This is a genomic window from Pseudomonas sp. PDM18, from assembly GCF_014852585.1.
Classification (GTDB): Bacteria; Pseudomonadota; Gammaproteobacteria; order Pseudomonadales; family Pseudomonadaceae; genus Pseudomonas.
The window spans coordinates 122,340-141,570 of sequence record NZ_JACVBX010000008.1 but is presented as its reverse complement, the minus strand read 5'-3'; the positions used below and the strand labels follow the sequence as shown (position 1 = coordinate 141,570).

17 protein-coding genes are annotated in these 19,231 nt (G+C 66.4%); 6 read left to right on the top strand and 11 right to left on the bottom strand.

Annotated features, from left to right (window positions below):
• The first annotated feature begins 56 nt into the window (after positions 1-56).
• Together IB274_RS17490 and lgt are read left to right on the top strand one after the other, a co-directional pair.
• Positions 57-839 (top strand): sulfite exporter TauE/SafE family protein, encoded by a 783-nt coding sequence (locus IB274_RS17490; RefSeq protein WP_192433203.1) that lies wholly within the window; start codon positions 57-59, stop codon positions 837-839.
• Between the two features lie 23 nt (positions 840-862).
• A complete protein-coding gene (gene lgt / locus IB274_RS17485) occupies positions 863-1,663 on the top strand; it encodes a prolipoprotein diacylglyceryl transferase (RefSeq protein WP_192433200.1) in 801 nt (266 codons plus the stop codon).
• 151 nt (positions 1,664-1,814) lie between these two features.
• On the opposite strand, the gene IB274_RS17480 is transcribed toward lgt, so the two are convergent.
• The 4 genes from IB274_RS17480 to IB274_RS17465 all read right to left on the bottom strand — a co-directional run bounded on the left by IB274_RS17480 (position 1,815) and on the right by IB274_RS17465 (position 6,518).
• Entirely contained in the window at positions 1,815-2,261 is a 447-nt protein-coding gene (locus IB274_RS17480; protein ID WP_192433198.1) for an NfeD family protein, read from the bottom strand.
• Positions 2,261-3,187, bottom strand: coding sequence for an SPFH domain-containing protein (locus IB274_RS17475; protein WP_192433196.1), 927 nt, complete (start codon positions 3,185-3,187; stop codon positions 2,261-2,263). Before IB274_RS17475 ends, IB274_RS17480 begins: the two co-directional genes overlap by 1 nt.
• Before the next feature lie 126 nt (positions 3,188-3,313).
• On the bottom strand, positions 3,314-5,098 hold the full coding sequence (locus tag IB274_RS17470; RefSeq protein WP_192433195.1) for a GspE/PulE family protein: 1,785 nt from the start codon (positions 5,096-5,098) through the stop codon (positions 3,314-3,316).
• Positions 5,099-5,153: 55 nt separating this feature from the next.
• Positions 5,154-6,518, bottom strand: a complete 1,365-nt coding sequence (locus IB274_RS17465) for an inorganic triphosphatase (RefSeq protein ID WP_192433193.1) — start codon at positions 6,516-6,518, stop codon at positions 5,154-5,156.
• Positions 6,519-6,705: 187 nt separating this feature from the next.
• Between IB274_RS17465 and argE the strand changes: the two genes are divergently transcribed.
• A complete protein-coding gene (gene argE / locus IB274_RS17460; RefSeq protein ID WP_192433192.1) occupies positions 6,706-7,845 on the top strand; it encodes an acetylornithine deacetylase in 1,140 nt (379 codons plus the stop codon).
• Positions 7,846-8,051: 206 nt separating this feature from the next.
• Positions 8,052-9,350 carry an amino-acid N-acetyltransferase gene (gene argA / locus IB274_RS17455; RefSeq protein ID WP_192433190.1) on the top strand — a complete coding sequence of 433 codons (1,299 nt, stop codon included), beginning with the start codon at positions 8,052-8,054 and terminating at the stop codon, positions 9,348-9,350.
• Here the strand turns inward: argA and IB274_RS17450 are convergent, their stop codons facing one another.
• From IB274_RS17450 to IB274_RS17435, 4 genes are all read right to left on the bottom strand, one after another.
• A complete protein-coding gene (locus tag IB274_RS17450; RefSeq protein WP_192433188.1) occupies positions 9,351-9,605 on the bottom strand; it encodes a hypothetical protein in 255 nt (84 codons plus the stop codon).
• A 140-nt stretch (positions 9,606-9,745) separates the two neighbouring features.
• On the bottom strand, positions 9,746-11,332 hold the full coding sequence (gene gshA, locus IB274_RS17445; protein WP_192433186.1) for a glutamate--cysteine ligase: 1,587 nt from the start codon (positions 11,330-11,332) through the stop codon (positions 9,746-9,748).
• Positions 11,333-11,497: 165 nt separating this feature from the next.
• Positions 11,498-11,860 carry a PaaI family thioesterase gene (locus IB274_RS17440; protein WP_405307451.1) on the bottom strand — a complete coding sequence of 121 codons (363 nt, stop codon included), beginning with the start codon at positions 11,858-11,860 and terminating at the stop codon, positions 11,498-11,500.
• A gap of 36 nt (positions 11,861-11,896) precedes the next feature.
• Positions 11,897-14,239, bottom strand: coding sequence for a Tex family protein (locus IB274_RS17435; RefSeq protein WP_192433184.1), 2,343 nt, complete (start codon positions 14,237-14,239; stop codon positions 11,897-11,899).
• A gap of 274 nt (positions 14,240-14,513) precedes the next feature.
• Between IB274_RS17435 and ompR the strand changes: the two genes are divergently transcribed.
• A complete protein-coding gene (gene ompR / locus IB274_RS17430; protein WP_081515286.1) occupies positions 14,514-15,254 on the top strand; it encodes a two-component system response regulator OmpR in 741 nt (246 codons plus the stop codon).
• A gap of 61 nt (positions 15,255-15,315) precedes the next feature.
• On the top strand, positions 15,316-16,635 hold the full coding sequence (locus tag IB274_RS17425; protein ID WP_081515287.1) for an ATP-binding protein: 1,320 nt from the start codon (positions 15,316-15,318) through the stop codon (positions 16,633-16,635).
• Here IB274_RS17425 and IB274_RS17420 read toward each other — a convergent pair.
• From IB274_RS17420 to IB274_RS17410, 3 genes are all read right to left on the bottom strand, one after another.
• The gene (locus IB274_RS17420) at positions 16,632-17,561 is read right to left on the bottom strand and encodes a S66 peptidase family protein (RefSeq protein WP_192225121.1); all 930 of its coding nucleotides are present in this window, start codon (positions 17,559-17,561) and stop codon (positions 16,632-16,634) included. The genes IB274_RS17425 and IB274_RS17420 overlap by 4 nt on opposite strands.
• 257 nt (positions 17,562-17,818) lie before the next feature.
• A complete protein-coding gene (rimK, locus tag IB274_RS17415) occupies positions 17,819-18,724 on the bottom strand; it encodes a 30S ribosomal protein S6--L-glutamate ligase (RefSeq protein WP_038803545.1) in 906 nt (301 codons plus the stop codon).
• Positions 18,721-19,164 (bottom strand): ATP-dependent zinc protease, encoded by a 444-nt coding sequence (locus IB274_RS17410; RefSeq protein ID WP_263866458.1) that lies wholly within the window; start codon positions 19,162-19,164, stop codon positions 18,721-18,723. Before IB274_RS17410 ends, rimK begins: the two co-directional genes overlap by 4 nt.
• Positions 19,165-19,231 lie beyond the last annotated feature (67 nt).

Here is a 19,231-nt window from a genome sequence, read left to right as displayed (position 1 = left end):
CTGGAGCGCCCGGGAGCCTTCGGCTACCATGCCCGCTTTGTTGCCCGAGGTTGCCCATGGAGTTCGTGCTCTACCTGGTGCTTGGCGCCTGCGCTGGCGTGCTAGCCGGCCTGTTCGGCGTCGGCGGCGGGTTGATCATCGTCCCGGCCCTGGTGTTCAGCTTCGGCGCCCACGGTTTTTCGCCGGATGTGCTGACGCAGATGGCGGTCGGCACTTCTCTGGCGACCATCGTCTTCACTTCGATCAATTCAATCCTCGAACACCATCGTCGCGGCGCGGTGCGCTGGCCGGTGTTCGCCTGGATGACCGTCGGCATCCTGGTCGGCAGCGCACTGGGGGCGATCACCGCGTCGAAGATCCAGGGCCCGGTGCTGCAGAAGATCATCGGCACCTTCGCCGTGCTGGTGTCTATCCAGATGGCGTTGGGCCTGCAGCCCAAAGGCGGTCGCGCCCTGCCGGGACGCTTCGGGCTGGGCATGGCGGGCGGCGTGGTGGGCTGGGCTTCGGCCATTTTCGGTATTGGCGGCGGCTCGCTGACCGTGCCTTTCCTGGCCTGGCGTGGCGTCTCCATGCAACAGGCGGTTGCGACTTCCTCGGCCTGCGGTCTGCCGATCGCCATCGCCGGCGCGATATCCTTCATTGCTGTCGGCTGGCACAACGACCAGCTGCCGGAGATGAGCCTGGGCTTCGTCTACCTCCCGGCGCTGGTGGGCATTGCCGTTACCAGCATGTTCTTCGCCCGCATCGGGGCACGGCTGGCCCATCGCCTGCCACCCCTGGTGCTCAAGCGTTTGTTCGCCCTGCTGCTGTTCGGCGTGGGCTTGAGTTTCCTGATCTGAGTTCCAATCCACAGGAGTAGCGGATGCTGCCTTATCCACAGATCGACCCGGTTGCCGTAGCGCTCGGGCCGCTGAAAATCCACTGGTACGGCCTGATGTACCTGATCGGCATCGGTGGCGCCTGGCTGCTGGCGTCGCGCAAACTGAAGGATTTCGATCCGACCTGGACCAAGGAGAAACTCTCCGACCTGGTCTTCTGGGTGGCGTGCGGTGTGGTCCTGGGCGGTCGCCTGGGCTACGTGCTGTTCTACAACCTGGACGAGTACATCGCCAACCCGACGCTGATCTTCGAGGTGTGGAAGGGCGGCATGTCGTTCCACGGCGGGTTGATCGGCGTGATGCTGGCCACCTGGTGGTTCGGCAAGCGCAACAACAAGAGCTTCTTCCAGCTGATGGACCTGATTGCGCCGCTGGTGCCGATCGGCCTCGGCGCCGGGCGCATTGGCAACTTCATCAATGGCGAGCTGTGGGGCAAGGTGACCGACGTGCCTTGGGCGATGATCTTCCCCACCGGCGGCCCGGAGCCGCGCCACCCGTCGCAGCTGTACCAGTTCGCGCTGGAAGGCGTCGCGCTGTTCGTCGTGCTCTGGCTGTTCACCCGCAAGCCGCGCCCGACCGCCTCGGTATCCGGCCTGTTCGTGCTGTGCTACGGCATCTTCCGCTTCATCGTCGAGTTCGTCCGTGTGCCGGATGCCCAGCTGGGCTACCTGGCGTGGGGTTGGCTGACCATGGGCCAGGTGCTGTGCGTACCGATGGTCCTGGGCGGCATCGCGCTGATGGTCTGGGCTTACCGCCGCGCCCCGGCGCAGCCGACCGCGAGCTGAGTTTCGCCTGAATGAAAAAAGCCGCCCTGGGGCGGCTTTTTTGCTTTTCGTAGGACCGAAAGGGGCGCCTGGTCCTTGCTCGAACCGAACTCCGCAGCGGGGGCAGGTTCGCGAGCAAGCTCGCTCCTACAGATACCGGTTTGATCGGCGCTCAGATTGGCTCGACGAGCAGCAGCACACCATCCTGCCCGGTCACGCGCACCTGCGCGCCCACCGGCAGGTCCGGCCCGCTGACCAGCCAGACGCTGTCGCCGACGCGGATCTTGCCGCGACCGCCGACGATGGCGTCGTGCAGGGCGAACTGCCGGCCGACCAGCTCGCTGCCGCGGCGGTTGAGGCTGGAGGGCACGGCCTGGCGCTTGTTGACGCGCTGGTGGTTCCACCAGTACAGCGCGGTGAGGATCGCCAGCACGCCGAAGGCCAGGCACTGCCAGACCCAGTCCAGCCCCGGCAGCAGGAACGACAGCACGCCGGTCAGCGCCGCAGCGATGCCGATCCACAGCAGGTAGCCGCCGGCACCGAAGATTTCCAGGATCAGCAGGACGATGCCCAGGCCCAGCCAGTCCCAGAAGCCGAGGTTCTGGAGAAAGGCGGCCATCAGCTACGGCCCTTGGTTTCGCCGAAGGTGGCCTTGACGATCTCGCCGATGCCGCCGACGGCGCCGATCACCTGGCTGGCCTCCAGCGGCATCAGCACGATCTTGCTGTTGTTCGAACTGGCCAACTGGCCGAGGGCGTCGACGTACTTCTGTGCGACGAAGTAGTTCACCGCCTGCACGTTGCCGTTGGCAATGGCCGCGGAGACTACCTCGGTCGCCTTGGCTTCCGCCTCGGCCTGACGCTCGCGGGCTTCGGATTCGAGGAACGCCGCCTGGCGCAGGCCCTCGGCTTCGAGGATCTGTGCCTGCTTCTTGCCCTCGGCGGTGAGGATTTCCGCGGCGCGGCGGCCTTCGGCTTCGAGGATCTGCGCGCGCTTCAAGCGCTCGGCCTTCATCTGGCTGGCCATGGCTTCCACCAGGTCGGCCGGCGGGCTGATGTCCTTGATCTCGATACGGGTGACCTTCAGGCCCCAGGGCGCGGTGGCCTCGTCGACGGTACGCAACAGGCGCTCGTTGATCGCGTCGCGCTGGCTGAGCATGTGGTCCAGTTCCATGGAGCCGAGCACGGTGCGGATATTGGTCATCACCAGGTTGCGCACGGCGTTTTCCAGCCCGCTCACTTCATAGGCCGCCTGCGCCGCGTCGACCACCTGGAAGAAGCACACGGCGTCGATCTGCACGATGGCATTATCGGCGCTGATGGCCTCCTGCGGCGGCACGTCGAGCACGCGCTCCATCATGTTGATCTTCTGCCCGACACGGTCCACCACAGGAATGATGATGCTCAGGCCCGGCTTCAAGGTGACGGTATAACGGCCGAAGCGCTCGATGGTCCATTCGTAGCCCTGGGGCACGACCTTGAACCCCATGAGGACGATGACGATGGCGAGGATGACGAAGAGCAGGGCGACGCTGCCGATTTCCATGCAAAAGACTCCTTGTCTGGCGTGGAGGATGAAGATCGAGTGTAACCGAACCGGCGCGCCGGGCTGGCAACGCCGGAAAGTCCGGCAGGCGCCCGCGGAGTTTTCCTCAGGCGGCTGACCGGCGGCTTACTTCTGCTCGCTCTGCGGGGTGACCCGCATGACTTCCTCGATGGTCGTCAGGCCGGCGGCAACCTTCTGCGCACCGGATAGCCGCAAGCTGCGCATACCTTCCTTGAAGGCTTGGCGACGCAGCGGGATGAGGTCGGTGTCGGCAGTGATCAATTCCTTCAGCGACTCGCTCAGCAGCATGATCTCGTAGACGCCGGCGCGCCCGCGGTAGCCGGTGTCGCGGCATTCCAGGCAGCCGACCGCCTGGTGCGCGCCGGTGGGCAGCGGGGCGTTCCACGGGCGGGTGACTTCCTGCCAGTCTTCCTCGTGCAGCTCCATCGGCGCCTTGCAGTGCGGGCACAGGGTGCGCACCAGGCGCTGGGCCATGACGCCGAGCACGGTGGCGCGGATCAGGTAGTAGGGCACGCCCAATTCCAGCAGGCGGGTGATGGCGGTGGGCGAGTCGTTGGTGTGCAGGGTGGAGAGCACCAGGTGGCCGGTGAGTGCCGCCTGAATCGCCATCTCGGCGGTCTCCAGGTCTCGGATCTCGCCGACCATGATGATGTCCGGGTCCTGACGCAGCAGGGCGCGCACGCCGCTGGCGAAGGTCAGGTCGATGTTGTGCTGCACCTGCATCTGGTTGAACGAAGGCTCGATCATCTCGATCGGGTCCTCGATGGTGCAGAGGTTCACTTCATCCGTGGCAAGCTGCTTGAGCGTGGTGTAGAGCGTGGTGGTCTTGCCCGAACCGGTCGGTCCGGTGACCAGGATGATGCCGTTGGGCTGGCTGGTCATGCTCTCCCAGCGGCGCAGGTCGTCGGGGGAGAAGCCAAGCTGGTCGAAGGACTTGAGCAGTACTTCGGGGTCGAAGATCCGCATCACCATCTTTTCGCCGAAAGCCGTGGGCAGGGTCGACAGGCGCAGCTCCACTTCGGCGCCGTCCGGGGTCTTGGTCTTGACCCGGCCGTCCTGCGGCTTGCGCTTCTCGGCGACGTTCATCCGGCCCAGGGACTTAAGGCGGCTGACCACCGCCATGCTGACCTGCGGCGGGAACTGGTAGACATTGTGCAGCACGCCGTCGATGCGGAAGCGCACGGTGCCCTGCTCGCGGCGCGGCTCGATGTGGATATCGCTGGCGCGTTGCTGGAAGGCGTACTGGAACAGCCAGTCGACGATGGTGACGATGTGCGCGTCGTTGGCATCAGGCTCCTGGTCGCTGGCGCCCAGGTTGAGCAACTGCTCGAAGTTGCCGACTCCGCTGATTTTCTGGTCACCGGAGCTGGCGCCGGTCACCGACTTGGCCAGGCGGTAGAACTCCACGGTGAAGCGCTGGATATCCACCGGGTTGGCGACCACGCGCTTGATCGGGCGCTTGAGCACGTGGGTGAGGTTGCTTTCCCAGGCATGCACGAACGGCTGGGCGCTGGCGATGGTGACTTCATCCGGCGCGACCGCGACCGCGAGGATCTGGTGGCGCTGGGCGAAGGCGTAGGACATCAGCGGGGTGACCGCGGCGACGTCGATCTTCAGTGGGTCGATGCGCAGGTAGGGCTGCCCGGAAAAGTCCGCCAGCCACCTCACCAGGGTGTCCAGGTCCAGCTTGTGCCCCGGCCGCTGGCGGTCCGCGACCTGCTGCGCCGCGAGGAACTCCAGCGGGTGCTGCTGGTTCTTCACGGCGCTGCGGCGGATCGCCAGGCACTGCTCGGCGTCATCCTGGGCAACGCGGCCCTGGGTGACCAGCTCGCGCAGGATGTCGCCCAGGTCGAGCGGGCGGTCCTGGGCGGATGAGGCAAAGACGGACATGCGGACTCCCTACTTCCAGTGGCGGGTCACAGGCCCGCAGCAATGCCGGGCCAGCTTATTTCAAAAGCGCCTTCCACGGCTTGAGGGTCAGCACAGTATGGGCCTGGGCCGCGAGGGCATCCAGGCGCCCCTCGGCGTCGGGAGTGACGAGCAGCTCCTGCAGCTTGGCCAGCTCGCCGTACAGGCGATCGGTTTCCGGCAGCTCCAGCACGCCGCGCGCCAGGCGCAGCCAGACCAGCATGCGCTGCAGGCGCGGCAGTTGGTCGGCGAGTACCTCGGGCAGTTGCTGGGCGCGTTGCAGCGGCATGGCCTGGGCCTCTTCGGCCAGGGTGCGCTGCAGCCACTTGCCGACGGCGGAGCCGCCCAGGCGATTGGCGCGTTCGTTGCGCTCAAGGGTCCAGGCCTTGCCCAGCAGCCAGCGCGAAGTGCTCAGGGAGAACTGACCCCAGCGCACGTTGGCCAGTTCCTCACGAAAGGCCGCCGGCATCTGCTGGCGCACGGATTCGTCATGGTGACCCTGTTCGATGCGCGGCTGCCAGTCGGCGATCAGCGCGTCGAGGGCGGCGCGCAGCTCGCGGGTGCTGGCGCGCGGCACGGCCTGGCCAAGGCTGCCGAGCAGGGCGCGGAGGTCGACCAACTGCTGCAGCCAGCTTTCCAGCAGGCTCCAGTGGCCGTTGAAACGGTATTGCTCGGCGAGGCGCTGGCTGCTGCCCAGCAGCGACCAGGACAGTGCGGCGAAGGCGCCATCCAGTGGGGTTTCATGCAGCAGCTTCTGGGTATCGGGCTGGATGTTGTAGCTGGCCGGGTCGAACAGGCGGTAGCCGCGCTCGGCCTTGCTGATGTCGCAGGGCATCAGCGCCAGGTCCGCGGCCAGTTCGATGGCCAGCTCCAGCAGCGCCTCGGGCTCGCCCTGGCGCAGCTCCAGTTCCAGCTCGCAGATTTCCTCTTCCTGCTTGCCGGCGATGACCTTGCCCAGGTCCAGCGCGGCCTCGATCACCACCTTGGCCTTGCCGCGGCCCCAGGCGATCTCGGCGCGCTGGCGGGTGAAGTCGGTGCTGAAGATCGGTTTCAGGGACTTCTTGTCCAAATCCGCCAGCGCGGCCGGCCAGCACTGGTCGTCGAGCTTCTTCAGGTCGAGCTTGTTCTTCTCCAGGTACCAATCCCATTCGTTGCGCTCGGACAAGCCGGCCACGCTCTGGCCGCGGGTCTTCAGGGTCTGGATGAACTGCTCGCCATCCTTGCGCACGCGCAGCGCCACGCGGGCGCGGGCCAGGTCGCGGGCGGGAGTGTCGTAGTACTGATTGAACAGCTCGCGGGGCTCCCAGCCGGATTTGTTGCGCTTCTTCAGTGCAGGGTGGTCGCGCAGGGCTTCGAGGGTCTCGCGGCTGGCGCGCAATTTGATTTCGGTTTCTTTCTGCATGGCGGGGGTCCGGGTCAGAGCGGCCGCGCCCGAATTTCCGACCTGTTGGAGGAGGGACGGAACGACGGGCGCGAAAAAGACTTCAAAGTCATGCAGTTTACAGGACTTCGGGGTTCCTGCCGGGCGCCGCGAGGTTTTACCGCACCGCCGCATGGTCCATAGTGGAGTCCATCTTCTGGAGAAAGCCATGCTGTTGCCGCCGCTCAAACAACGCTTCGCCGAGCTGATCTCAATCCCCTCGGTCAGCTGCACCCAGCCCGCACTGGACCAGTCCAACCGCCCGGTGGTCGAGTTGCTGGGTAACTGGCTGGTCGACCTGGGCTTTGCCTGCGAGATGCAGCCGGTGTCGCAGGGCAAGTTCAACCTGGTCGCGACCCTGGGCAGCGGCCCCGGCGGCCTGGTGCTGGCCGGGCACACCGATACCGTGCCCTACGACGAAGCCTTGTGGAAAAGCGACCCGCTGGGTCTGACCGAGCGTGATGGGCGCTGGTTCGGCCTGGGTTCCTGCGACATGAAAGGCTTCTTCGCCCTGGCCATCGAGGCATTGCTGCCGCTGCTGGAGCAGCCTTTCAAACAGCCGCTGATCATCCTCGCCACCTGCGACGAGGAAAGCTCCATGGCCGGCGCCCGCGCCCTGGCCGAGGCCGGGCGGCCGCTGGGCCGCGCGGCGGTGATCGGCGAGCCGACCAACCTCAGGCCGATCCGCCTGCATAAGGGCGTGATGATGGAGCGCATCGATATCCTCGGGCAGAGCGGCCATTCCTCCGACCCGAGCCTGGGGCGCAGCGCGCTGGAGGCGATGCTGGCGGTGATGGGTGAGCTGCAGGGCCTGCGCAGCCAGTGGCAGCAGGAGTTCAACAACCCGCAATTCAGCGTGCCGCAGCCGACCCTGAACCTGGGCTGCATCCACGGCGGCGACAACCCCAACCGCATCTGCGGCCAGTGCGCGCTGGAATTCGACCTGCGACCGCTGCCTGGCATGCAGCCCGAAACCCTGCGCCAGGCCATCCGCGAGCGGCTCAAACCGGTCGCCGAACGCCATGCCGTGAAGATCGACTACGCGCCGCTGTTCCCCGCCGTTCCGCCCTTCGAGGAACCGGCGCAGAGCGAGCTGGTGCGGTTGGCCGAAAGTCTGACCGGGCATCCGGCGGAAGCGGTAGCCTTTGGCACCGAAGCACCGTATCTTCAGCAGCTCGGCTGCCAGACCCTGGTTCTGGGCCCTGGCGACATCGCCTGCGCCCACCAGCCGGACGAACACCTCGAGCTCGACCGCATCGAGCCATGCGTGGATCTGCTGCGCGGACTGATCCGTCATTACTGCCTATAAAAGGCAGTCGATGAAGACCAGTCCGTACAACGGGCCACAAAACTGTTGATGAAGAGTTGCCTGTAGAGTGCCCGACAAAGGGCCCAACCTATCCAAGAGGAGAAACCTGTCGATGTGCATGCGACGACGATAACCGCGCCGCCCTGGCCTAACTCCGGCCGCATCCGACAGATTTCCGCCCACTCGAACGACAGGCTTTTCAAGCAATGCACGACTACGTCAACTGGCTTCGCCATGCCTCGCCCTATATCAATTCGCACCGGGACTGCACCTTCGTGGTGATGCTCCCCGGCGAGGGCGTCGAAGACCCCAATTTCGGCAATATCGTCCACGACCTGGTGCTGCTGCACAGCCTCGGTGTGCGCCTGGTGCTGGTGCATGGTTCGCGCCCGCAGATCGAGGCGCGCCTGGCCTCCCACGGGCTGGCGCCGCGCTTCCACCGTGGCCTGCGGGTCACCGACGCGCCGACCCTGGACTGCGTGATCGACGCCGTCGGCAGCCTGCGCATTTCCATCGAAGCGCGCCTGTCCATGGACATGGCCGCCTCGCCGATGCAGGGCTCTCGCCTGCGCGTGACCGCCGGCAACTTCGTCACCGCGCGGCCGATCGGTGTGGTTGACGGCATCGACTACCACCACACCGGCGAAGTGCGGCGGATCGACCGCAAGGGCATCAACCGCCAGCTCGATGAGCGCAGCATCGTGCTTCTCTCGCCGCTGGGCTATTCGCCTACCGGGGAAATCTTCAACCTCGCCTGCGAGGATGTGGCCATGCGCGCGGCCATCGACCTGGGCGCGGACAAGCTGATCCTCTACGGAGCCGAGCGCGGCCTGATGGACGACGCCGGCAAGCTGGTGCGCGAGCTGCGCCCGCAGCAGGTGCCGGCTCATCTGGAACGCCTCGGCGCGAGTTACCAGGGCGAGTTGCTGGACGCCGCCGCGCAGGCTTGTAGGGCGGGCGTGCGGCGCAGCCACATCGTCAGCTTTACCGAAGACGGCTCGCTGCTCAGCGAACTCTTCACACGCACCGGCAATGGCACCCTGGTCGCCCAGGAACAGTTCGAGCAACTGCGCGAAGCGGGCATCGAGGACGTTGGCGGACTGCTGGAGCTGATTCGCCCGCTGGAAGAGCAGGGCATCCTGGTGCGTCGCTCCCGCGAGGTGCTGGAGCGCGAGATCGAGCAGTTCAGCATCGTCGAACGCGAAGGGCTGATCATCGCCTGTGCGGCGCTCTATCCCATCGCCGATTCGGATTCCGGCGAGCTGGCCTGCCTGGCGGTGAACCCGGAATATCGCCACGGCGGACGCGGCGACGACCTGCTGGAGCGCATCGAACAGCGCGCGCGCAACCTTGGCCTGAAGACCCTCTATGTCCTCACCACGCGGACTGCCCACTGGTTCCGCGAGCGCGGCTTCCAGCCCAGCAGCGTGGAACGCTTACCGGCGGCGCGGGCGTCGCTGTACAACTACCAGCGCAATTCGCAGGTGTTCGAGAAGACGCTCTGATCAGAGGCGGTTTTTCGAGGATACCGAATGCCTGATCTGCACCGTTAGGCGCAGCGTCTTGCGGGGCTTAGCCCCGGCGCGCGCTTGCTGCTGGTGCAACCGTTCGGTCCCGTCGCGCCAGCCCGCTTCCCAGCCGGCAGCGAGGATGTCGTGCCTAGGGCGGCGCGGTTGGCGCTCAAGCAGCGCCTCCAGATAGCCCTGGCGGTAGGCCGTCTCCAGCTGATGGAGGGTCCAGGGCGGAGAAAGGGGGAGCATAGGGAGGCTTTCCTGCGCAGTGGTGTCCGAGGCACGCCGACTGAGCCGGGCGCGCTTCGGAAGGAAGGGAATTCTCCCTCCCCACTGGCAGGTTGCCGATCAGAACTCTATGAGCTCCGCGTCAGAGACTTCTTGCCACTTCAGACGCTGATCAAGCCCAGGATGCTCGCCTGATAGGCGGCGACGAAGGTGTCGAAATCACCCTCGGGCTGTTTTTCCAGCTCCGCCTGTTCAGCCAGCGATTGATTGGCCATGTCTTCGAAGCGTGCCTGCTCTTCAGCCGACAGCGGTTCGCTCCGCAGCGTTTCGGCGTGCTGGCGGCTGTAGCGCAGGGCAAAGGCTTCGAAGCTCTCGCCCCGTTCGCGCATCTCCGCCAGGACCTTCGCCGAAGGCGTCAGGTCGGCGTCAGCCACCTTGGCGCGCTGCTCGGCCAGGCTCTGCGCGTGCAGGTCGCTGCCATTGGCGCGGTCGAGCAACTCGATGATCGGCGCGATGCCGTCGAGCAGGGCTCCCGCCCACTCCTTCATCTCGACCTGCTGGCCGCCGCGTTCCAGCTTCAAGCCCGGGCGACGACCTTCCTTGACCACCTTGAGGAAGTTGCTGGTGGCCGAGCCGCACTCGCAACCGCCCAGCGGTGGGCTGTCGGAGAGCGCGCAGTAGAGCAGGAAGGCGTCGAGGAAGCGGGCCTCGGTGACGTCGATGCCCAGCGGCAGGAAGGGGTTGATGTCCAGGCAGCGCGCCTCGACGTACTGCACGCCACGGGCCATCAGCGCCTGGATCGGGCGCTCGCCGGTGTAGGTGACGCGCTTGGGGCGGATGCTCGAGTAGTACTCGTTCTCGATCTGCAGGATGTTGGTATTGAGCTGCACCCACTCGCCGTCGACCTTGGTGCCGACCTTCTCGTACGGCGCGTACGGCGTGCTGACCGCGCGGCGCAGGCTGTCGATGTAGCTGTCCAGGTCGTTGTAGCAGGGTGTCAGGCCGGCCTGGGCGTTGTTCTGGTAACCCAGGTCGCTCATGCGCAGGCTGGTGGCGTAGGGCAGGTAGAGGGTGTGCTCGTCGAAGGCTTCCAGGCCGTGCGGACGGCCACGCAGGAACCCGGCGTCCAGGGCAGGCGAGGCGCCGAACAGGTACATCAGCAACCAGCTGTAGCGGCGGAAGTTGCGGATCATCGCGATGTAGCGGTGCGACTGGAAATCCCGCGCGCTCTTCTCGCTGCCTTCTTCCTGGCGCAGCAGCTCCCAGATGCCCTCGGGCAGGGAGAAGTTGTAGTGGATGCCGGCGATGCACTGCATGGTCTTGCCGTAGCGCAGGGCGAGGCCCTTGCGGTAGACGTACTTCAGGCGGCCGATGTGCGAGCTGCCGTAGCGGGCGATCGGGATGGTGTCTTCATCCGGCAGCTCGCAGGGCATGGACGGGCTCCACAGGTATTCGCCGTCGAGCTTGCCGCTGGCGAAACGGTGGATTTCACCCAGTTCATCCAGGGTCTCCTCGACGCTGGTAGACGTCGGGGTGATGAACTCCAGCAGTGACTCGGAGTAGTCCGTAGTGATCTGCGGGTTGGTCAGCGCCGAGCCCAGCGCTCGCGGGTGCGGGGTCAGGGCGAGCTTGCCGCGCTCATCAATGCGTAGGCATTCGCGCTCGATACCGTGCAGGCACTGGGTGAGCAGGGACAGGTTGGCGGCATCGCCAAGCAGGGCCAGGCGGCGGGAGAGTTGGTCGCTCAAGTTGGAAGTCCTTCACACGGCAATCGCCCCACTATGGGGGTGGACTGGGCGGTCTACAAGGGGAGAACACAACCGGCGTGGTCGCCTGGCTCGGGAAGACGCCGCGCCGGCGCCCGCCTTTCGCGGGCTCCGGACTACAGCATAGGTCAGTTGCGCTGACGCTATTTACAGCTGGGCGAAGGTGCCTTGTCCCTTGGCGACCAGCTTGTCGCCCTGGTGGATGTCGGCCTCGACCACCAGCGAACGGCGCCCGGCGTGCAGGACTTTCGCCACACAGCGCACTTCGCCTTCGGCGACCGCGCGGATGTAGTTGATCTTGCATTCCAGGGTGACGCTCTGCCGGTCGAAACCATGGGCGCTGGAGCAGGCCAGGCCCATGGTCATGTCCATCAGCGTGAAAAGTGCGCCGCCGTGCATGACGTTGCCGCGGTTGCGCAGGTGCTCTGCCATCGGCAGCAGCACCTCGGCTTCGCCGTCAGCGACACGGATCGGCTGCACGCCGATGGTTTCGCTGAAGCGACTGATCATCAGCTCGCGGGCGGGCATTTCGCTCATGGACTTTCCTTACTTCTTCTTCAGTTGCTTGGCATTGGCGAACAGCGAGGCCATGGCGTTGTTCGCCGGGGCCTGCTCCTGCTGGCGCGGGGCCGCGCTGCGCTCGCCACGCGGCGCGCCGTTGCCGGGACGGCCGCCGCCACGCGGGCCGTCGACCTTCTCGCCCGGGGTGTCGCCCATGCGCATGGACAGGCCCACGCGGTTGCGCGGGATGTCCACTTCCATGACCTTCACCTTGACGATGTCGCCGGCCTTGACCACTTCGTACGGGTCCTTGACGAACTTCTCCGACAGCGCGGAGATGTGCACCAAGCCGTCCTGGTGGACGCCGATGTCGACGAAGGCGCCGAAGTTGGTGACGTTGGTCACTACGCCTTCGAGCACCATGCCGGGCGTAAGGTCCTTCAGGCTCTCGACGCCGTCCTGGAACTCGGCGGTCTTGAACTCCGGGCGCGGGTCGCGGCCAGGCTTGTCGAGTTCCTTGAGGATGTCGGTGACGGTGGGCAGGCCGAACTGCTCGTCGGTGAACTTCTTCGGGTCCAGGCGCTTGAGGAAGCCCGAGTCGCCGATCAGCGAGCGCACGTCGCGGCCGGTGTCGGCGGCGATGCGCTGCACCAGCGGGTAGGTCTCCGGGTGCACCGCGGAGGCGTCTAGAGGGTTGTCGCCGTTCATCACGCGGAGGAAGCCGGCGGCCTGCTCGAAGGTCTTGTCGCCCAGGCGGCTGACCTTGCGCAGGTCGTCGCGGGTGCGGAACGCGCCATTGGCGTCACGGTGCGCGACGATGTTCTGCGCCAGGGTGCTGTTGAGGCCGGAAATGCGCGCCAGCAGGGCGGCGGAGGCGGTGTTCACGTCCACGCCCACGGCGTTCACGCAGTCTTCCACCACCGCGTCCAGGCTGCGCGCGAGCTGCAGCTGGGACACGTCGTGCTGGTACTGGCCGACGCCGATGGATTTGGGCTCGATCTTCACCAGCTCGGCCAGCGGGTCCTGCAGGCGGCGGGCGATGGAGACGGCGCCGCGCAGCGATACGTCCAGCTCCGGGAATTCCTTCGCGGCCAGTTCGGAAGCCGAGTACACCGAGGCGCCGGCTTCGCTGACCATGATCTTGGTGCACTTGAGCGCCGGGTATTTCTTGATCAGTTCGGCGGCCAGCTTGTCGGTCTCGCGGCTGGCGGTGCCGTTGCCGATGGCGATCAGTTCCACCTGGTGCTTGGCGCACAGCGCGGCGAGCACGGCGATGGTCTGGTCCCACTGGTTCTTCGGCACGTGCGGGTAGACGGTGGCGGTGTCCAGCAGCTTGCCGGTGGCATCGACCACGGCGACCTTCACGCCGGTGCGCAGGCCCGGGTCCAGGCCCAGGGTGGCGCGCGGGCCGGCCGGGGCGGCCAGCAGCAGGTCGTGCAGGTTGCGCGCGAAGACGTTGATCGCCTCGGCGTCGGCGCCGTCGCGCAGCTCGCCCAGCAGGTCGGTTTCCAGGTGGGTGTAGAGCTTGACCTTCCAGGTCCAGCGCACCACTTCGGACAGCCACTTGTCAGCGGCGCGGCCCTGGTTGGAGACGCCGAAACGCTCGCCGATCATGATCTCGCAGGGGTGCGAAGTGCCCGGCAGCTCTTCGCCGACCTTCAGCGCGACGCTGAGGATGCCTTCGTTGCGCCCACGGAAGATCGCCAGGGCGCGGTGCGACGGGGCGCTCTTGAGCGGCTCGTCGTGCTCGAAGTAATCGCTGAACTTGGCGCCTTCGGTTTCCTTGCCCGGCACCATGCGTGCGGTGAGGGTGGCGTTGTCCTTGAGGAAGCCGCGCAGGCGGTCCAGCAGAGTGGCGTCCTCGGCGAAGCGCTCCATCAGGATGTACTTGGCGCCTTCGAGCACGGCACGGGTGTCGGCGAAGCCCTTCTCGGCATCGACGAAGCGCGCGGCTTCGGTTTCCGGCGACAGGCTCGGGTCGTTGAACAGCGCGTCGGCCAGCTCGCCGAGGCCGGCTTCCAGGGCGATCTGGCCCTTGGTGCGGCGCTTCTGCTTATAGGGCAGGTAGAGGTCTTCGAGGCGGGTCTTGGTGTCGGCGAGCTTGATCTCGCGGGCCAGTTCCGGGGTCAGCTTGCCCTGTTCCTCGATGCTGGCGAGGATCGCGCCACGGCGGTCTTCCAGTTCGCGCAGGTAACGCAGGCGCTCTTCGAGCATGCGCAGCTGGGTGTCGTCCAGGCTGCCGGTGACTTCCTTGCGGTAACGGGCGATGAAGGGGACGGTGGAGCCCTCATCGAGCAGGGCGACGGCAGCGGCGACTTGCTGCGGTTGAACGCGGCCGGAGGGCAGTGCGGAAAGCTCTTCGGCGATACGGGTGTTGATGCTGTCCATGAATCCACCTGACAAGACAATCGAAAACGGGGCGCATGATCTGCTGCGCTAGCTCGCAGGATCATCGAAAGGCCCATAACAGAGCGCCAATGCCGGGCTTCCCGGTCATTCGACAGGCTCTGTGACAACGCCCCGCCGCAAAAGCGCCGCATTATACCCACGACAATTTCACCGGGTGGGCGACTGGTCGGGGAAAAATCTGCTAACAATGGACAGGCCGTGATGCGCGGCGGCTGGGCGATAATGCCCGTCGAATCAGATTCTGGGAGTTTCCATGACCAACGCTGCCACCCTGCCGGAAGGCGAAAAGATCCTCGTGGTCGATGACGACGCCCGCCTGCGCCGTCTGCTGGAACGCTTCCTCGATGAGCAGGGTTACCGTGTCCGCGCCGTCGAAAACACCGAGCAGATGGACCGCCTGCTGGCCCGCGAGCTGTTCCAGCTGGTGGTGCTGGACCTGATGATGCCCGGCGAGGATGGCCTCTCCGCGTGCAAGCGCCTGCGCGAGTCGAACAACCAGATCCCGATCATCATGCTCACCGCCAAGGGCGACGAGTCCAGCCGTATCTCAGGCCTTGAGCAGGGCGCCGACGACTACCTGGCCAAGCCCTTCAACCCGCGCGAACTGCTGGCGCGGATCAAGGCCGTGCTGCGCCGCCAGGCGCCGCTGGTGCCGGGCGCGCCGGCGGGCGAGGACGAGGTCGTCACTTTCGGCGACTACGAGCTGCACCTGGCTACCCGCGAGCTGAAGAAGGGCGAGGAAGTGCACATGCTCACCACCGGTGAGTTCGCCGTGCTCAAGGCCCTGGTGCAGCATGCGCGCGAGCCGCTGACCCGCGACAAGCTGATGAACCTGGCTCGCGGCCGCGAGTGGGACGCCCTGGAGCGCTCCATCGACGTACAGATTTCCCGCCTGCGCCGGCTGATCGAGCCCGATCCGTCGAAGCCGCGCTACATCCAGACCGTCTGGGGCGTGGGTTACGTATTCGTGCCGGACGGCGCCGCCCGCAAGTGATTGACCCCGCCGGGGCGGAGTCCTTCGCCCCGGCCGTTCGTGTTCCGCTGGTAACGCCCTCTTGAAAACACCCCTCTGGTTCCCGCAAAGCTTCTTCGCCCGCACCCTCTGGCTGGTGCTCATCGTCGTGCTGTTCTCCAAGGCGCTGACCCTGGTGTACCTGCTGATGAACGAAGACATGCTGGTCGACCGCCAGTACAGCCATGGCGCGGCGCTGACCGTGCGCGCCTACTGGGCGGCGGACGAGAAGTCGCGCGAGGCCATCGCCCAGTCCGCCGGGTTGAAGTGGGCGCCCCACGAACAGGGGCAGCCGGAGGAAGTGCACTGGCCTTACACGGAAATCTTCCAGCGGCAGATGCGCATGGAGCTGGGCATCGACACCGAGACCCGCCTGCGTATCCACCATCCATCGATGCTCTGGGTTCGCGCGCCGACCCTGGGTGACGGCTGGATCGGCGTGCCGCTCTACCCGCACCCGCTGCGCGGCCAGCAGATCTGGAGCGTGCTGGGCTGGTTCCTCGGCATCGGCCTGCTGTCCACCGCTGCCGCCTGGATCTTCGTGCGCCTGCTCAGCCAGCCGCTCAAGCGCCTGGTCTTCGCCTCCCGCGAGTTCGGCAAGGGGCGCAGCGTGCGCCTGCCGCTGGGGCCGGAAACGCCCAGCGAGATGGCCGAGGTGTACCGCGCGTTCAACCAGATGGCCGACGATGTCGAGCAGGCCGGTCGCGAGCGCGAGCTGATGCTGGCGGGGGTTTCCCACGACCTGCGCACGCCGCTGACGCGCCTGCGCCTGTCACTGGAACTGATGCCCGACAGCGACCGCGAAATGGTCGAGGACATGGTCCGTGACATCGAGGACATGGACGCCATCCTCGACCAGTTCCTCGCCTTCATCCGCGATGGCCGCGACGAGTCGGTGGAAGAGGGCGACCTCGCCGACCTGATCCGCGAGGTGGCCGACGCCTTCAACCAGAGCGGCAACCGCGTGCGCCTGTGCCTGGAGACGCTGCCGCTGTTCCGCTTCCGCCGGGTATCGATCAAGCGCCTGCTTGGCAACCTGATCGAGAACGGCCTGAACCACGGCGGCGGCAAGGTCGAAGTGGCAGCCCACGTGGCGGGCGGTGGCGGCGCGCCCTACGTGGTGCTCAGCGTGCTGGACCGTGGCGCGGGGGTCGATCCGCAGGAGCTGGAAAACATCTTCAACCCCTTCTTCCGTGGCGACAAAGCGCGCGGCGGCAAGGGCACCGGCCTCGGTCTGGCTATCGTCAAACGTATCGCCGAACAGCACGGCGGCAGCATCGAGCTGCGCAACCGCGAGGGCGGTGGTGTGGAAGCGCGAGTCTGCCTGCCGTTGGGGTTGCTGCTGCCGCGCGACGCGCACTAATCCCAGCGCAGGGATTTGCCTTCCAGCACCGCCTGGCGCCCATAGGGCCAGGCGCGGTTGTGCGCGCCGTGGCCGCTGGGCAGTCCGTGGTAGAGCGGCACGCCCAGCTGCGCGGCGTACTCGGCGAAGATTTCTTCCAGGCTGTGGGCCACGCCCTTGCGCGGGCAATCGGTGAAGGTGCCGAGGCAGATCGCGCCCAGGCGTGCGCCGTCCAGGCTGTTCAGCAGTTGCCAGAGGCTGCGCTCCAGGCGGTAGTAGGGTTCGCCGACGTCTTCGAGGATAAGGATCGCGCCGTCCGGCACGTACAGCGCGCCTGCTGTGCCAGCCATGCAGGCCAGTGCGGTGAGGTTGCCGCCGATCAGTTCGCCTTCTACAGCCGCCTTCGGCCCTGCCAGGTGCTGCACCGCCAGCTTGCCGGGGCCGCCGGCCAGTACGTGGCTGATCGAGGCCAGCGAGGCCAGGCGTTCACGCTGCTCGCTGGGTGCGCTCAACGGCTGCAGACCGAGGCCGGTGGCGACCATGCCATGGATCGCCGGCAGGCCCTGGCGGTGGAAGGCGCTGAGCAGGATGGAGATGTCCGAGAAGCCGATCAGCGGGCGCGGCGAGGCGGCCTTGAGGCGCTGCCAGTCCAGCTGCGGGATGAGTTGTCCACAGCCGTAGCCGCCACGCAGGCACCAGACGGCGCTGACGTCTTCTCGCTCGAAGGCGGCGTGGAAGTCTTCCAGGCGTTGCTCCGGCGTGCCGGCCAGGTAGCGGTAGCGGGCGTCGGCGTGCTCGCCCAGGTGGTAGTCGATGCCCTGCACCTCCAGCTGGCGCAGGGTGGCTTCCAGCACCTCTTCGGCAATCGCCGAGGCCGGCGCAACCAGCGCGACGCGGCCCTCGATGGGCGACCAGGTGAGTTCGGCGTGGGGGCGGGGAGCGGGCATGAGTACATCCGATAGCGGTGGGAGGAGCCTGTAGGAGCGAGCTTGCTCGCGAAGGGTTCAGCCTGGCAACGCAGGCAGGAGGTGCGCTCCGGTAGGGCGAATAAAGCGGGACGCTTATCCGCCGTTTGGCTGGAGAGCGCTTTCTGAGAGGGCAATCCTGACATCCCTGTCGTGACCACGTGCCTCTCTGAGACCCCTGCCAGGCCATCCGTGGCCTGGCGTTCGCCGGCGCGACGCATGCGTCGCGAAAGCCCGGCTCATCCCTTGCCTTTGGTCCGCGCCAGATGCGGCCCGCCATTCTTCTCCAGGTACTCGATGATCACCCCGGCGATGTCCTTGCCGGTGGTGGTCTCGATGCCTTCCAGCCCCGGCGAGGAGTTTACCTCCATCACCAGCGGGCCGTGGTTGGAGCGCAGGATGTCGACGCCGGCGACGTGCAGGCCCATCACCTTGGCGGCGCGGATGGCGGTCATGCGCTCCTCCGGGGTGATCTTGATCAGGCTGGCGCTGCCGCCACGGTGCAGGTTGGAGCGGAACTCGCCGGCCGCGGCCTGGCGCTTCATCGAGGCGATCACCTTATCGCCGACCACGAAGCAGCGGATGTCGGCGCCGCCGGCTTCCTTGATGTACTCCTGCACCATGATGTTGTGCTTGAGCCCCATGAAAGCCTCCAGCACGGATTCGGCGGCCTTCTCTGTCTCGCAGAGCACCACGCCGATACCCTGGGTGCCTTCCAGCAGCTTGATGACCAGTGGCGCGCCACCGACCATCTCGATCAGGTCCGGCACGTCATCGGGGGAGTGTGCGAAGCCGGTCACCGGCAGGCCGATGCCCTTGCGCGACAGCAACTGCAGCGAGCGCAGCTTGTCGCGGGAGCGGGCGATGGCCACCGACTCGTTGAGTGGGAAGACACCCATCATCTCGAACTGGCGCAGCACGGCGCAGCCATAGAAAGTCACCGAGGCGCCGATGCGCGGGATCACCGCGTCGAAACCTTCCAGCGGCTTGCCGCGATAGTGGATCTGCGGCTTATGGCTGGCGATGTTCATGTAGGCGCGGAGGGTGTCGATCACCACCATCTCGTGGCCGCGTTGCTGCCCGGCCTCCACCAGCCGACGGGTGGAATACAGGCGCGGATTGCGCGACAGCACAGCAATTTTCATTGATCACCTGGAAGGGTGGCGGGAACCATGATGAGGGGTTTGTCTTGTACGTAGGTGACGCCGGGGTTGACCACCAGTTGGCCCTGCACGAGAGCCTTGGAGCCTAGCAGTACGCGGTAGCGCATGGTCTTGCGGCAGGCCAGGGTGAATTCCACCGACCAGGCGCGGTCGCCCAGGGCTAGCAGGGTGCGGATCACGTAACGGGTCTGGGCCTGGCCGTTGGAACTCTTGATCGTCTTCATCGTCACCACCGGAGCTTCGCAGCGGTGGCGGCGCTGCACCTGGGTGCCCAGGTGGGCGACGAAACGCACCCAGCTCTGGCCGTCGCGCTCGAAGGGCACGATGTCGCTGGCATGCAGGCTGGAGGTGCTGGCGCCGGTGTCGATCTTCGCGCGCAGGCCGACCATGCCTAGTTCGGGCAGGGCGATCCATTCGCGCAGACCAATTACCGACAGCTGGTCGAAAGTCTTCAAGGCTGGTGTCCCCGGCGTTTGCCGGCATTCTAGT

What these genes read in the sequence shown, in the direction of transcription:
- IB274_RS17490 (WP_192433203.1), top strand. Translation starts at nt 57, where the DNA reads ATGGAGTTCGTGCTCTACCTGGTGCTTGGCGCCTGCGCTGGCGTGCTA.
- lgt (WP_192433200.1), top strand. Translation starts at nt 863, where the DNA reads ATGCTGCCTTATCCACAGATCGACCCGGTTGCCGTAGCGCTCGGGCCG.
- IB274_RS17480 (WP_192433198.1), bottom strand. Translation starts at nt 2,261, where the DNA reads ATGGCCGCCTTTCTCCAGAACCTCGGCTTCTGGGACTGGCTGGGCCTG.
- IB274_RS17475 (WP_192433196.1), bottom strand. Translation starts at nt 3,187, where the DNA reads ATGGAAATCGGCAGCGTCGCCCTGCTCTTCGTCATCCTCGCCATCGTC.
- IB274_RS17470 (WP_192433195.1), bottom strand. Translation starts at nt 5,098, where the DNA reads ATGTCCGTCTTTGCCTCATCCGCCCAGGACCGCCCGCTCGACCTGGGC.
- IB274_RS17465 (WP_192433193.1), bottom strand. Translation starts at nt 6,518, where the DNA reads ATGCAGAAAGAAACCGAAATCAAATTGCGCGCCAGCCGCGAGACCCTC.
- argE (WP_192433192.1), top strand. Translation starts at nt 6,706, where the DNA reads ATGCTGTTGCCGCCGCTCAAACAACGCTTCGCCGAGCTGATCTCAATC.
- argA (WP_192433190.1), top strand. Translation starts at nt 8,052, where the DNA reads ATGCACGACTACGTCAACTGGCTTCGCCATGCCTCGCCCTATATCAAT.
- IB274_RS17450 (WP_192433188.1), bottom strand. Translation starts at nt 9,605, where the DNA reads ATGCTCCCCCTTTCTCCGCCCTGGACCCTCCATCAGCTGGAGACGGCC.
- IB274_RS17440 (WP_405307451.1), bottom strand. Translation starts at nt 11,860, where the DNA reads ATGATCAGTCGCTTCAGCGAAACCATCGGCGTGCAGCCGATCCGTGTC.
- IB274_RS17435 (WP_192433184.1), bottom strand. Translation starts at nt 14,239, where the DNA reads ATGGACAGCATCAACACCCGTATCGCCGAAGAGCTTTCCGCACTGCCC.
- ompR (WP_081515286.1), top strand. Translation starts at nt 14,514, where the DNA reads ATGACCAACGCTGCCACCCTGCCGGAAGGCGAAAAGATCCTCGTGGTC.
- IB274_RS17420 (WP_192225121.1), bottom strand. Translation starts at nt 17,561, where the DNA reads ATGCCCGCTCCCCGCCCCCACGCCGAACTCACCTGGTCGCCCATCGAG.
- rimK (WP_038803545.1), bottom strand. Translation starts at nt 18,724, where the DNA reads ATGAAAATTGCTGTGCTGTCGCGCAATCCGCGCCTGTATTCCACCCGT.